Below are 15,136 nucleotides of genomic sequence, written 5' to 3'. Positions count from 1 at the left end.
CCCACTAAAATGAAAAGGCTTACATCGATATATACTACCGAGTAAGCCCCTTTTAAAAATTTGATATTTGGGATTTCGGTAACTGGCTGGCATAGGAAATTCCTTTAGCCCCTATAGCTTTGCGTCCTCACCTTTTGATGAGTATGCTTTTATCGATTTTTTATACTATAAGTATGATTATACTGCCTATTATATACATATTTCTACAGGAATCAACAGCTTTTTGTTAATTTTTGCATTTTTTTGAAAATTACTTCATTCGTCAACTAATCATGTGTCGAATCGCATCGACTATATATAAAACAAGGAAAACGCCTAGAAAAATTAACACCGTCTTCAAGCCAATAATAGGCACAACATATACTAGAAATACTACGAAGAAACCGAACAAAAGCAGGAATATAGTGAAAAAGCTGATTAATTTAAACATCTTTTTTATTGATTGCATGAGACCACCTCAGTATTGTTTATGCTGATAGAGGGGGATTGGTGCCTAGTTAGATTTGTTGAATAAGTGCCGGTTATTGGGTGGGCGATGTTGATAAGGGATCACTCTCGGTTTATATATTGGCTGACCCTAATTAGCCATAGATTTTGTGGATAGGCGACTAAACATGGCTGTTACCATTTTAATTGACTAGAGTTTAACGGTTACACCTTTAGATTTGGCCGATTAGTCTCTATTCGGACATAGCTTTCCTCGTTATCCCCCTACACTTGGCCGATTAACCAAATACAGCGGCACTTCATTAACTATATTTTAATGAAGTGCCGGTTGTCTTAGGGGCCGTGTTAAAGCAAACACGCTCGATTAGCTTTTTATAAGTGGCCGTTAATTAACTGCCGGTTGAAGGAAAGCTGCGCCGACACGGTTCGGGGGCCGCGCACTTCGGGTGCAAAATCGCTCGCTTCGATATCATAATCATGCACCTGCTATTTGATACCGCGCGCTCGAGATATGAAATCGCTCGCTTCGCTCCAATAATCGCACGCCCACCCCAAGGAATCCAGCAACCACCCAAAAAAACAACCCCACCGACATACCTGTCAGCAGAGTTGCTCTTGATTAACTTTCTCTTCGTCGTCTTCTCCATATCACAAAGAACGATAATATCGATAGAAGGAAGATCACGGCAAAGATGCTTACGTATAGCAGAATATTGCTTGATTCTTCCTCACCTGCTGCGATGCCGCCGGTTACTGGAGTGGCGCCGCTAGCTTGTTTTTCGCCGAATGTGTATGCTTGATTCGCTTTGTTTACGACGATGATCGTGCTGTCTTTGCTACGATCGAGCTCACCTAGTAAGCTGAAAAACTTATCGTGTACATAAGGGTAATCTTTTTCTTCATCAAGTGACTGGAAGTAGACCATCGCTTTATCACCGTTATAATAGGACGGCTGCATCCATGATACATAATTAGCGGTTTCTTCAATAAAACCGAATTCAGCCAAGTTGAGTCCGCTGTTTTGATCCCATGGAATGAGTAGATCGTCGCTCGCTTGTTCAAAACCGTCATCTGGTCCTTTTAAGAAAATAAAATGATATTCTCGGAGCGTATTCCCTTCCAGTTCACTCGTATCACCACGCACAACCTTATAGTTGGTAAAATCCCGATAGCTTGCTAGATTGTTAACGAGTAACGATAACTGATTAAGCCCTTTGCTTTCAACGTTTTCCGGCAATACAAAGGCCACATTTTCATAATTTCCACTCGATTCATTCATTAACGCTGCTGGCCAGTTCGTAAACGTGAAGCCGCCAGCAATTTCGTGCGGTATTGCTAGTGCACTGTCTTGTTCAATCGTCACCCAGTTGCCGCTCTTATAATTTCTCCGACAGCCTTCCTGTGTGTGTGGATAGTTAAATTCAAAACTTACCGGCACGAGTGATTGACCTGCAATCAACTCTCTGGGAATCTGGAAACTGTAGCTGAAAATATCATCCTCTTGCATGTCATCTTCAAGTAGGCTCGCCAGTGGCACCGTGTATGGCGTACCATTCACATAGGCGGTTAACCCGAGCTGATCTTGTAAGTCTTCATCCTGCCATTCATTTAATAATGGCGATGCACGGAATTTTAACTCTAATGTTCCTTTATCCTGGATTGTCCAATACGATGGAATATCCAAGTAAAACGTTTGGCTCGTGAGTCGCGTGTCATCGAGCACGAGTGCTTGATCGACAAGCTGTAAATTCATTTCCGGATCAGCAGAAGTAGATGTCATCGTTGGCATGCTGCCGATTTTAATTGAATTTCCAGTTAGCTGCTGTCTCATTTCTGGATTCGTCAGGAATGTGCCTTTTTCCACTAACGTTTGCTCATTATTTGCTGTCACGAACAGGATTTGTCGTTCTTTCGCTTCTGTCTGTTCGATGGTGTTGTGCAAGTATAGCTCATTATCCTGCAGATTTTGATCCTTGAACGTGATTTTGTTGCCAATTGCGCCAGTCCAGGCATCGATTTCTCCGACAGCGATCACGTGCTGCTGCTCGGACGATTCGCTCCATTCACTTTCAAACAGTACAGGAACAACTGCTTTTCCGGTGGTTTGCTGTGATAAATACTGACTAATATTAACCGCCGTCTTGATCACATCGCCACTGCTATCGTTCGGAATAACGATGCTCGTATTAATTTCGTCCTGCGCGCCAGATGTTATAAATGGATAAGGGAAATTTTTCAATAAATCGTCGGTAATTACCGCTTCATTCGTATCAATAAATGCGTAAGATGATTTATGAACAACTACCCAGTTCGCTGCATCGGTTTGATCAAAACACATATTATCATTAATATACGTTTGTGCTGCAATCGAAATTTTATTAACGCCTTCTTTTAAAAATGATTTGTCGAGCGGAATCTTTAGCGTCTTATATTCAAACACCTCGTCGAACGAGATGCTTTCGAGTGGCTTATCGTTCACTAGCACGGTAAATGTTGATAGCTCAGGTAATAACAGCTCGGACGAACTTAACGTTAGTTCAACATAACTCTCCGATCCGATACTGCTTAGCGGCAATGTAAAATAGAAATCACGGTTGCCATAGACACCTTTTAATGTCGTGTCTTCTTCACCGAACAAAATGATTTCGCCATTGTTATTCGGTTGCGAATCCTCATCACCTGGGGTGCTAACCACTTCTAATTCATAATTCGGGTTATTCGGCTCCTCGGTTGAAGCGTCCCCTGCATCAGGTGTGTTTTCCTCATCAGTCGGTTCTGGGTCTGTTGCTCCGTCTGGATCTAAAGTACCCTCACCTTCATCAGAAGTACCGTCTCCCTCTGTCGGCTCCGATTCAGGAGTTTCTTCCCCTTCCTCTGCAGCAACAGGGTCAGCAGGCCGTGGGGAATCCTCTGGATATGGCAAATCTTCGGTGTTCGTTACTGGCTGTGGCAGAACATAGCCATCATCGTCATCACCAAAAAACGGCAGCGACTCATAATTGGCAAAGCCGTCCTTAACATAGTTCAGAACTGGGCTGCCAAATAAAAAGATGAGATAGATAAAGCCTGCAAACACGAGTAATAATAGATACTTACCTAAGCGTCTGCGCTTTTTTGTTTCTTCCTTCTTTTCCTTTTCATGGGCATTTTGCCTCGACAAACTGATAAAATCGTCTTCTGGACGGTAGTTATTATTTTTAATTTCATTACTCAATTTACTCGCCACCTTAACCTATTCACAAGCTTTTTGAATTTTTGTTATCGTATCGCTCCGTTTTATACCATGTGACATCTTCATTGAATAGCTTTCGTTTTGCTTCTAAGAACATCGCATTCATGACTAGGAACAGCCAGATTTGTGAATACGTGAAATACATAAACAAAACGATAAGAAAATTTCTGCTGTTCATTTGTTCTTTTTCAATACTTAAGGCAATCATAACTTCTGTAATATAAAGTAAATAGGCGAGCACCCAGAGAATCATGGCGATCAAGCCTAATTCTAGATTTAAATCAACGAACAGATTGGTTACAAATATAGCGCCAGATAGGATGACACCTAGGAAAAACAGAAAATACGTAAAGAAAAAATAAATAAGATCAAATACAATTCTTTTCCTATCCAGCTTCATGAACCGTAGCAAAAATTTAAGTACTACATATTGGTTGCCCCGTGCCCATCTGGTGCGCTGCTTCCACCATACCTTCCAGCTTTCGGGCTCCTGTTCCCACGTAATTGCCGCCGGAAAAAAGCGGACATGATAGCCTTGATTATACACCCGAATCGATAATTCTGTATCCTCGGCCAACGCCTGTTCGTCCCAACCGCCAAGCGCATCTAAAATCGAGCGACGAATCGCAAAATTAGTGCCAGGAATTGTCGCAATTTTAAACCAAAACCAACGCCCCGCCTGTGCCATCCACTGAAAACAAATCGTTTCGATGTTAATAAAGCGTGTAAGCAGATTTTTCTGGGAATTATTCACGCGAAACTTTCCAACAACGGCACCGGCTTTTTTATCATTCATCATTGCCAGCACAAGATAATAAATCGCCATACTTTCTGGTGTATTATCAGCATCATATACGGCAATGATTTCACCGGTTGCAACTTTAAAACCGTTATTTAAAGCGCCCGACTTCCCTTTCCCACCATCCTCCGGGGCAACATGTACCGGGATAATGTGAGGATAATTAGCATGGTAGGCATCAATAATTTCACCAGTTCCGTCCGATGAATTATCATTAATGACGATCACCTCGAGCTTATCTTTCGGGTAATTAAGCTTGAGCATTGCCTTGAGCGTTCGTTCAATCACAACCGCTTCGTTATGCGCTGGAATCAAAATACTAACGCTCGGCAACGGGGTGTCACTGATATTTTTTTCCCAACGCTTGATTGGTTTAGCAAATCGTAAATAGTGTAAATAGCCGCCCTGCATCAGAAACATATGATAAAGCAGCATTAACCAGATGATGGATAAGGAAAAAATAAACAATTGGTTAGCCATGTCTGCTCCTTTCTGAAAACAGTGCTTTTCGCAGCCGTAGCTTTAATTGAAACGAATACGCTAAAAATGCAACAATGAAGATAACAACGACCGCGGCCATCAACCATAGGGCGATTTCTAAATAGCTTAGCTGGTATTGATACATGAACGCGCGCAGTCGCGGGATCTCACTCTCAACCGTGACTAGTCCTTGTGTATCAACGCCGATGGTCACATCTGGAACGTCAACGGAAAGGTCCTGCTCATGTAAATTTAACCAAGTTGTGTTCGGTACATCCTCGAACATTTGCATTACTTCTTCTACTCTATCTACTTGCATATAGGCAGGAACGGTCAATCCTAACGTCGCACCTGCCACAGAATCCAATTGGTTGATGCGCCCTTTTGTTTCCAGCAACCCACTCGTGCTGTCAGTACTCACATAGCCAAGCGTCTCTGGAATCCAAACCATCCCATTTAAATAAGAAGGCTTTGTTACATACGGTGCTGCATATTTAAACAGCGTCGTATTCACCGGTTTTGCTTCAGAAATCACGGTTGAAAAGTAACTGCTAACAATGTTGAGATCCTCTTCGCTCACACCATCCATTTGACTAGGAAAGGTTACCGCAACCGGATGAATTCCAAAGCTCGCGAGCTCTTGAATCTCAGACTCTACCGTCTTTCGCTTCTGCTCCGCGCTTGTTTGCGCAGGTAACATCGGGTAAGAATAAATAATCGTACTGCCCATTTGTTGTAATGCTTTAATATTTGTTACTAATTCGGTTGTTTCTGAAAAATGCCTTACTTCTCCGGTTTCAGGATCGGTATAGGCAGGAGAAATCGCCAATATGATCGGTATGTCATCTGCTATGAGGTAAGCTGTAAGTTGTGTGAGTGCTTCTATATTCGTTGCAGGATGTATGTCTTTGATGGTGAGAAATACCGATTTTTGTGTTGACCGGTTAAATGCAAACATTTCCGGTAAAACATCTGTTACCTCATACATGGTAATGTCGCCTAACTGACTAGTAGCAAGATAATAATCATTTCCATTCGTTACGAGCATTGGGTAGGCCACATTACCACGCCAACCTTCGACGATTGTCTCAACATCTTCGGTGAGCTTGATTGCTTGAATTTCTTTTGTTGTGGCAAAGGTATTCCGTTCCGCTTCGCCAGGAAATCCAATCTCGATAATATCAACCGTGTTACCTGTTGTGGTTACCTTGATTCTGTCTTGAAACTGATTGATGTTTTTTCCAAATAACATCATCGGCCCATCGAATTCACTCACATCACTTATAAACGAAGCTGGCAGCTGCTCCTCTGCTATACCAACGTAAAAAATAGCATCATAGGCGGATAAGCCCGTCGCTTCAGCTGCCGTTTTGATTTCCGTGGCGCTGTAATGGCTAACGAGCTGATCCAACAGATAGACATGCTCGTCCGGTCCGGTGTCAGTATTGCTGTAGACAATTAACGAACGCAGTCCCGTATCATTGTTGGCGCTGGCGTGTTGCACAGGTACGATTGTAAGGATGCACAGGGCGAGACAGCTAAGCAACGTGTTGGTTAAGTTCATCGAGTGCATGGTTAAACATCCTCATATAATCATCTAATTGTTTGCTGTATAACGTGTACCCGAACCCGAACGTTAAGCTAATATAGCGGTCTTTATTTTTGAGCGCATATGCTTCATTTTCCGTGCTAATTTTTTTCATAACCGTCTCTGTACCTTCAGCATCGGTTTCCGGTAAAATCAAAGCGAACGTGTCATCAAACACACGGAAACGACTATCACTGGCCCGTGTTGCCTGACTGATGTTGGCAGCAAACGCCCTTAATATATGCGTCGACTCATCAGGTCCGTAAAGTTTTTCAAATTCATTCCAGTTTTTAATTTTAATTAATAGTAAAGTAAATTGCTGCTCGTACCGTGTTGCTCGCTTGAATTCCTCATTCAACTCAAAATAAAAACGTTTTTCGTTATCAAAGCCGGTATTGGGATCAATCGTTACGAGTTCGTTGTACCGTTTCGCCCAAAATTGATATTGCTTGATAATCGTACCTTTCTGTGTGTGAAATATTCCGGAAGTATAGGACGCTACGATCAAGGCAACTTGCCAGATAATCATGTGTGTGATCGATATTTCTGGCTGGGAAGTATCTGTAAACAATTCGATGCCCAGCATGTAGCTACCGAGCGCAAAAATCATCAGCAAAGAAATTCCTAGGCTAAGCAAAACACCTTTCCAGACGCCAATAACCATCAATGCAATCACAGCAAAATATAACATCGTGTCAAGGCGTGTTTGACTCGTAAACTCGTAAAAATAATGCGAGGCACCGAAGCAAACAAGTATGAGCATGACTGAACTTATCATTAATTTATTCTGGTTGGATAATTTCACTATTTTGTAAGCTCCTCTCCGCTAATAAAGGGAAAAGATTATCAAACACATGGGTATCTTGACTACTTTCATCAAAATAAGCACCTTGATACGGTCCTTCTGTGCGCTGAAATACTTTTAACCTATCATATAAATCGAGTGCAAACGCCTCATCATCCAGCTCGAGCGTGTATAAAATCGCAATTCCATACAATGCCGGAGATTCATAGGTCACCGCCGGCGTTACGGTCGCCGTCTCATACTGCCCGAATAGCTTATTCTCTGCGATGAAAACATCTTTTAAAAAGGTGTGGAAGTTCTCCGTTGCAATGCCCGCACGCGTCAGATGATAGGCAGCGTAAACCTGCTCAACCATGTTGACCGTGTCACCGTATAGAAACTTTTCATTCTCAATGTTATAATTTTTCGGAAATAACGGCCCCGGTTCGCCAGCTGCCTTTACCGCAATTTGCTCCATATTATCTCGGATTTGCTCACTCACCCAGCCAAGCTCCTCTACCCTTCGAATCGTTTCTAGATCCAAATACGTAATCGAAAAATCATGGCTTTTTTCATTATGATGCCAATCGTAAAAATCAACGAATGTCGCTTCATACGTCCCTTGCTCGGTAAGCGTATTGGTGATTTTTTCTGCCGTGACTAGGTATTTTTTACTATCCCAAAGCTCGCCAGCATCAAGTAGCGCCCCAACGATACGAATGTCATCTAAAAATGCATTCACATGCTCGGTTGCTTTGCCGTTTGCTAGCACACGCCAGTGCACATTATTGTCATTTGTGAGAAAATAATCTTCAAGCTGCGCGTAGCTATGGTCGAATAGTGCCTGATTGTTGCTTAACACTGCATATTCCATGGCCAGCCCCAGTGATTCTGACAGCGAATATGCCGGTGACGTCGCTTGAAACGTGGTTTTTAACGTATGGTTGTCGTTAACCATTTCTGACCATATAAACTGCTCGAGCGATGTAGTCAATTTTAGATCAGGATCCTTCGACCTCGGATTGAAAAAATAAACAACGAGTCCGATACAGACGACGCCTAGTGTGATGCCGATCAGTGTGCGGTTAGTATTTTTCATGCAGATAATTCTCCTCGGTCACTTCGGCAAAATCTAGTGGACGATCCTCCCGCTTATCATAATAATATAAAATTGCTTCGACAATTCGCTTTGACGCCTGTCCATCTCCATAAGGATTAGAGGCGCGTGCCATTTGTTCATAAGCCTGGCTATTAGAAAGTAACGTCTGTACATGTGCATAAATATTTGCTTGGTTCGTACCTATTAATTTCGACGTTCCCGCTTCAATTCCTTCTGGTCGTTCGGTGGTATCTCTTACCACGAGCACAGGCTTTCCGAGCGAAGGCGCCTCTTCCTGGACCCCACCTGAGTCTGTAAGTATTATATGTGCACAAGCGGCAAAATTATGAAAATCAATTACACCGAGCGGTTCAATTAAATGAATTCGCGGGTGACCACCAAGTACCTCTTTTGCTATCTCTTGAACAGCAGGATTTAAATGTACCGGGTAAACAACTTGCACGTCTTCATGTTCATTTGTAATTTTCTTGATGGCGTGAAAAATATTTCGCAACGGCTCACCAATGTTTTCCCGTCGATGTGCAGTGAGCAAGACCATTTTACTTGTCCCAATTTTCCCGAGGATCTCATTGGAATAATTGCTAATCACCGTATGCTGCAATGCATCAATGCCGGTATTGCCGGTAACAAAAATAGATTCCGAAGCTTTGTTTTCGCTGAGCAAATTAGCGGCGGCACTTGCTGTAGGAGCGAAGTGCAAATCGGCAATCACCCCAGTTAGCTGTCGGTTCAGCTCCTCCGGATACGGTGAATACTTATTTTGCGTACGCAGTCCAGCCTCGACATGACCGACTGCGATTTGATTATAGTAGGCTGCTAAACTAGCAACAAATGTCGTAGTCGTATCGCCATGAACGAGCACAAGATCCGGATTTTCACGCTTCATAATATCATCTAGCTGTTGCAGCGCATTCGTCGTGATCGAAGTTAACGTTTGACGATCCTTCATAATTTTTAAATCATAATCCGGCGTAATGCCGAACACATCCAATACTTGATCAAGCATTTCGCGATGCTGCCCCGTCACCGTAACAATCGACTCGATCTCGTCAGCATGCTTCCCTAGCTCAAGAATGAGCGGACACATTTTAATTGCTTCTGGCCGTGTACCAAATATCGTCATTATTTTTATCCGACTTATCGTGATCACGCCTCTCTTTTTATAGAATGTACAATCACGTTAACTAGGTCTTTATTCCCACAACAAGAATCCAGCTAAACAGACGCTTGTTTTCAGGTCAAAAAAATAGGACGATGATGCTAGGATAGCGCTCTTGATGTTTTATTTTGTCTATTGAATTTTCTGAAATTATTATAATTATATCAAAAAAAGTAGTTTTGTGTCTAATATAGTCGACATTATCTGCTAGTAGCTTTTACCAGAATTAATATGATTTGGACAGTTTCTTCTATATAAGAGGATATTGCACTGCAAGCTAAGTGCTATCTGCATTCACACATAGTCGGATGCAGATAGCCGAATAAGGTACTGCAATCAATGTTAAAAATACTACAAAATGAAAAATTAAGGATGTGTCCGATTCAATAATTCGCCCGGACAAGTGGGTTGATTTTGAAGACCTTGTGCTTGAGAAAAACAAATAACTCTGCTCCCTCAGCATTAAATGGCTGGTTTTTTTATGTTGGAACATATCTTACATTTTGTTGTAAGATATTGACTATTACATTTATTAATGATTAAATATACATAACATGTTTGAAAATTCACATTATTTTTGATTTTATTAATGAACGGTGGTGAAAACAGTGTATACAAGGAAACACGAACGACTACATTTTGATAAACCTACTACTGTTCCTGCAACAATTGGCACAGTATATAATAACGTAATTAATCAGCAGAAAGCGAGTGTTTCCTTACGTAATATCAGTCTTAGTGGCATGTGTTTCACTAGTGATATCGATGTTTCTGTAGGGGATTTATTATTGCTTGAACTCAATTTATTTACGAATGTAAACCTTATCTATGCAGAAGTACGGTGGAAGAAAAGTACCAAAGACTCTTTCACATATGGCATTAAAATTGTTACGTCTGATTTAAATTATTTTAAGTATATGGATTCCTTCGAGCAATACAAAAACACTAAAGTCGCGGTCGTTTAATTTCACTAGAATACTTCAAATCACCTCATGATTACTACACTTTCGAAAAGGCTTGGGATTAGTTACCGTTAGATCAACAGTCTATTAATCTAGTATTCCCTTCAGACCTTACATCTTTCACAAGCTCACAATTTGTTACAAAAAAAACACACATGGGCAAGTCCTTCAATCAACCGACATTAACTTGGGAGGTCAAATATTGGTTGGGACGCCCATATGTTTGGCTAGTGCAGATCCGCTACTGCGAATCTGTTTTGGTTATACTCTATTTATATCAGATTACTGTCAATGTGTCATAGGTCTTAAGATGGATGAGCTATCAGTATTTTGTCGGATAATGTATGTAAAGGCAGTCCTACCAAGCGGTCTGCCTTTTTTGTTAAATTTTATTAATATTTGCGGTGGGATTATTGTAAGCCCCTTCATACAGTGTCTCTGTTAATGGACGACGTGGCGATGGCTTCTCCCGCTTTTGCACATCTTCCGGAAGTGCTTCTTTTTCCGCTTGATAACCGATCGCAATCAGTGCATCAACCGTAAAATTATCCGGAATTTGCAGAACCTCTCGTGCTTTGTCGCGATCAATCCCACCCATCGGATGCGTGATCAACCCTTTTCTAACCGCCTCAAGTGCAAGATAACCCCAAGCGGCACCTGCATCAAACTTGTGCGAGCCATTTTTTCCTTTCTCGTGCTCCCGCTCCGAAATAAGCAGTGCAAACACTGGCGCTTTCTTAGCCCACGTTAAATTCATTTCATTGATAAAAGAATGAAATCGCGCCCGATCCTCTTCCGTGCGCGCAATAATAAACCGCCACGGCTGTAAATTCATCGACGAAGGCGCCCAACGTGCAGCCTCAAATAAACTAAGCAATATATCATCCGGGATTTGTTTATCCTGAAACGACCGCGGTGACCAACGATTAATATAAATCGGATCAATCTCATAGTCCGCAGTACGATGCTGCTTCGCCACTTCTGATGCTGTCATAAAATCCCTCCTGTTATTCTTATTAGTGTTTTATTATAGAGGAAGTGTTGGTGAAGTCCAAGAGAAGTGCTTTGGGAATGGGGCGGAGTTCTGGCCGAGTGCGCGATTCTCTCGACGGGACGCGCGATTTCTTCGGCGGAGCGCGCGGATCCTCCTGCTGGGCGCGCGATTACATTCCGCGATCAGCAAAAAGAAGTCCCGCAAAATTTCGCGGGACCCACTTCTAACCGGAACTTAATTCAATTAAGCGCTTTTTCGTCTTTGAAAGATTACGATTCCTGCACCTGCCACTACAAGAAGTCCACCGAATAAAATCCAATTAAACATGTTTGTTGCAGTATCTGGAAGCTCATCTTGCTTATCTTCCACTACTGTTTCGTCAACTACTTCTTGTACTTCAACAAACACACCATAAGAAGAAAAATGTGGTACTTCTAGCGTAATTGTGCGGTCGGCTTCGTTTACTTCGCCGCCTTTATATTCCCATTTGCCCGTTTCTTCATTGTAATAGTAGATTGCTACTGCTTCCGGATTTGCCCCTTCTTCATAGCTCAATACTAGCGTGTAAGAACCTGCCGGAGGTGTTGAACCTTCTGGGAATTCAAATGTAAATGTTAAAACATCACCAGCTGCATCCAGACCTTCGTGATCGGTTGCATCTGTGTCCATTTCATTTACTTTTACCTTTGTACCCGCTGGTAAGTCTGCTGGCATTTTCACTTTTACTTTTGTGCCAAATACCACGTACTCTTTACCAGGTAGGATTTCAAGGTAATCGACATTTTTATTGACAATGCCGTTGTCGACGCGTAACGTAAATGCTTTATTCAATCCACCATAGCTAGCTGTAATCGTTACAACACCGCCATCATGGAAAGTTACTAAACCTTCCGCATCCACTGTCGCAATGCCTTCGTCACCAGAACTAAATGTAGCTGTGTGTGTAAACGTTGGAACAGCCGATCCGTCAGCATACACTGGTGTTACGGTTACTTGATGTGTAGCATCGATATCAATTAAATTCGGATTGTTATTTAATTCAAGATCAGTAATATCTACAACCGTAACGGTACGTGTTTCTTCCGCAACGTTTCCAGCTTTATCAGTTGCTGTATACGTAACCGTGTACGTACCAGGAGTAGTAGTATCCACTGCTCCAGTCGTAGTAACTGTTAAGTTTTCTGCTGAATTATCGGTTACAGATGCACCTTGTTCTGTATAAGCAAGGCCTTCTTCCATTATGATTGAAGCATCACCGTTCAACGTAATCGTTGGTTTGGTTTTGTCAATGAATGCTGTTTTATTAGCTTCATCACTCACGTTACCAGCTCTGTCAGTAGCACGTGCTTTCACAACTGTCTCGCCTTCTGTTGTAACCGTGATCGGTTCTGGACCGCTTAGATTAATAGATACATAAAGCATGCCATAATCTTTCCATTCACCGTCACCAATTTTGTATTCTACCTTTTCTAAATGACTGAAATCATCATGATCTGGCAATAAAGTAACCGTTACATCTTCATTCGTCCAGTCATCTTTACTCAACTCGATTTCAGGAGCATTCGGTTTTTCAACATCAATACTTAATCCATCGATGACTTCCTTCGTTTGATGCCCTGCTTCGTTCTTTGTACGAAGGTAGACAACGTAATTTCCTGTTGCTTCTAGCGCAGGAATTGACCCTTCAAACGTTTTCCAATCCTTGTGATTCGGATGGCTTCCGTCTGTCATAATCGCATAGTCACGTTCTGACTCAACGTCATCAGTGAATTGTAGATTGCCAACCGTAATTGGCTGATTCGTCCATTCACCTTGATTGTAATCTACTTCACCAGATTTAAGCTGATAACTAATTGTAGCTTTGTTGTATACAGATAGGTTGAATGATTGCACTTCAGACGTGCCTGTTGATGAAGGTGCTTCAGCCCATAACTTCACTGTATAACTGCCAACCGGGAAATTTTGTCCAATTGCAAGCTGACTAGAAAGTGATCCATCATTATAATCAATAACATCGCTTAACAATACACGCTCGTAACCTGCTACAGCTTGATTATTACTATCTACTACTTGCATAAACAGATAATCACTTGAAATTAAACCAGTTGCACTACCTGCAATTTCAATATTTTTATCCACTTTGTAAGTAACTTTTGCGTCACCAGAAGTCAACGTTAAAGTTGGATCAACTGATTGCGCACTTCTTAGTAGCGGATACGTATAGCCATCAACGATATACCATGGATTTTCAAAATTCCAGTTTGTAAATGTTGAGGTTTTTTTCATATCAGCCGTTGATTTTGGTTCACCTTTGCCTGTATCGTTGTGAGCCGTAGTTTCAGTGTCGTAGTAAGAGTTTTCAATATTTCCGTCATCTACACCTACTAAGCCACCACTGATTTCTGATTTCCAGCCATGTTCAGCTGTAGCGACTCCTGTTGCATAAGAGTTGATAATGTCTCCATTGTTTTTACCAACTAGGCCTCCAGCTAAGGAATCCTTCACATCACGAATAGTGCTAAAAAGTACTTTTCTTGGTGTCACTGTAGCATTTACTGAAACTGATGCATAGGAGTTTTCGATCGTTCCAAGGTTATTACCAACCAGACCTCCAACAAATATGTCATAAGCTAAGTTGGCTTTAATTTTAGCAGTAACTGATCCTCCTACAACTGCTACATTTTGAACGTGTCCTTCATTTCTACCAACTAAAGCGCCAGTGTAATCTCCACCTACAACATTAACATTTTCCAACTTCAGGTTTTTAATTGTCCCTTGGTTGTTTGAGATTAGTCCACTGTCTTGATATTGCCTGTTTAAAGTTAGATTGCTAATCGTATAGCCATTTCCATCTAACGTTCCTTTAAATTCAGAGATAAAGTTACCAATTGGGTTCCAATTAATACCTGATAAGTCGATATCATCTGTTAGAACATAAGAACCTCGAAGTGATTGCCAGCTTGCACCAATACTTGCTAATTCTGCTGCAGAATCTATCTCTTTGGCACCTTTAGCTTCCACCTTGTTAGTTGGAAAAGTAAAACTAGTAAAGACAAGCAAAGTAATACAGATTATTGCAAATAACCTATTTCTATGTTTCTCCAAATCTTTCCCTCCGCTCTTTCTATATATGTAGTAGATAGATTTATTAAACGGAAAGTGTACACTGATATCGTTTACAATCGATTGAACTCATCTTCTTTAAAGACCTTTGCTTGTCTTTTATTGAATTGATAAGACATTCATTTATATGTCCGTTTTAAGCGACATTAGTTTCATAGAGAAACGATACGACTCATCAGATCACTACCATTTAGCCACATCTACTACTTTAGTTATACCAGATTTTTCAGAATATAGTATAACTATTTAATATTTTTGTCACATTTTATACAACTTAGTGGAATTTCCCTATATTTTTGGATTAAAACTGTATTTAAATTTCAAGATAATGTAGTATTTCCCAGGAAATTATCGGGTTTGGGATTAATTTGTCGAAACTGCCTTTGTTGTTTGCTTTCGTGATTATTAGTGAATTGGTGGTTTTTGAGTGGAAAGATGGGGACGAATA

At 41.3% G+C, this 15,136-nt stretch carries 10 protein-coding genes and 1 riboswitch; of the genes, 1 reads left to right on the top strand and 9 read right to left on the bottom strand.

Features of this window, described 5'->3' with window-relative positions:
• Positions 1 to 74 precede the first annotated feature (74 nt).
• A riboswitch (cyclic di-GMP riboswitch) is annotated at positions 75 to 158 on the bottom strand.
• A 104-nt stretch (positions 159 to 262) separates the two neighbouring features.
• The 7 genes from ACI6MV_RS07475 to wecB all read right to left on the bottom strand — a co-directional run bounded on the left by ACI6MV_RS07475 (position 263) and on the right by wecB (position 9,573).
• A complete protein-coding gene (locus ACI6MV_RS07475) occupies positions 263 to 448 on the bottom strand; it encodes a hypothetical protein (RefSeq protein ID WP_407269644.1) in 186 nt (61 codons plus the stop codon).
• Positions 449 to 1,066: 618 nt separating this feature from the next.
• Complete coding sequence (locus ACI6MV_RS07470; protein WP_407269643.1) at positions 1,067 to 3,661, bottom strand: cellulose biosynthesis cyclic di-GMP-binding regulatory protein BcsB; 2,595 nt, start codon at positions 3,659 to 3,661, stop codon at positions 1,067 to 1,069.
• Between the two features lie 22 nt (positions 3,662 to 3,683).
• Positions 3,684 to 4,958, bottom strand: coding sequence for a glycosyltransferase family 2 protein (locus tag ACI6MV_RS07465; RefSeq protein ID WP_407269642.1), 1,275 nt, complete (start codon positions 4,956 to 4,958; stop codon positions 3,684 to 3,686).
• Positions 4,951 to 6,531, bottom strand: coding sequence for a DUF2334 domain-containing protein (locus ACI6MV_RS07460; protein WP_407269641.1), 1,581 nt, complete (start codon positions 6,529 to 6,531; stop codon positions 4,951 to 4,953). The genes ACI6MV_RS07465 and ACI6MV_RS07460 overlap by 8 nt, the downstream gene beginning before the upstream one ends.
• The gene (locus tag ACI6MV_RS07455; protein ID WP_407269640.1) at positions 6,497 to 7,351 is read right to left on the bottom strand and encodes a GGDEF domain-containing protein; all 855 of its coding nucleotides are present in this window, start codon (positions 7,349 to 7,351) and stop codon (positions 6,497 to 6,499) included. Before ACI6MV_RS07455 ends, ACI6MV_RS07460 begins: the two co-directional genes overlap by 35 nt.
• On the bottom strand, positions 7,329 to 8,429 hold the full coding sequence (locus ACI6MV_RS07450) for a glycosyl hydrolase family 8 (RefSeq protein ID WP_407269639.1): 1,101 nt from the start codon (positions 8,427 to 8,429) through the stop codon (positions 7,329 to 7,331). Before ACI6MV_RS07450 ends, ACI6MV_RS07455 begins: the two co-directional genes overlap by 23 nt.
• Positions 8,416 to 9,573 (bottom strand): non-hydrolyzing UDP-N-acetylglucosamine 2-epimerase, encoded by a 1,158-nt coding sequence (gene wecB, locus ACI6MV_RS07445; RefSeq protein ID WP_407269638.1) that lies wholly within the window; start codon positions 9,571 to 9,573, stop codon positions 8,416 to 8,418. The genes ACI6MV_RS07450 and wecB overlap by 14 nt, the downstream gene beginning before the upstream one ends.
• 644 nt (positions 9,574 to 10,217) lie before the next feature.
• Between wecB and ACI6MV_RS07440 the strand changes: the two genes are divergently transcribed.
• Positions 10,218 to 10,574, top strand: coding sequence for a PilZ domain-containing protein (locus tag ACI6MV_RS07440; protein ID WP_407269637.1), 357 nt, complete (start codon positions 10,218 to 10,220; stop codon positions 10,572 to 10,574).
• 379 nt (positions 10,575 to 10,953) lie between these two features.
• Here ACI6MV_RS07440 and ACI6MV_RS07435 read toward each other — a convergent pair whose 3' ends face one another.
• The gene (locus ACI6MV_RS07435) at positions 10,954 to 11,565 is read right to left on the bottom strand and encodes a nitroreductase family protein (RefSeq protein WP_407269636.1); all 612 of its coding nucleotides are present in this window, start codon (positions 11,563 to 11,565) and stop codon (positions 10,954 to 10,956) included.
• Between the two features lie 243 nt (positions 11,566 to 11,808).
• Positions 11,809 to 14,670 carry an immunoglobulin-like domain-containing protein gene (locus tag ACI6MV_RS07430; RefSeq protein WP_407269635.1) on the bottom strand — a complete coding sequence of 954 codons (2,862 nt, stop codon included), beginning with the start codon at positions 14,668 to 14,670 and terminating at the stop codon, positions 11,809 to 11,811.
• Between the last annotated feature and the right edge of the window lie 466 nt (positions 14,671 to 15,136).

The sequence above is a fragment of the Radiobacillus sp. PE A8.2 genome (assembly GCF_045635475.1).
Taxonomy (GTDB): domain Bacteria; phylum Bacillota; class Bacilli; order Bacillales; family Amphibacillaceae; genus JBJGXI01.
The sequence above is the reverse complement of the archived record's forward strand: the minus strand, read 5'-3'. Positions and strand labels throughout refer to the sequence as shown.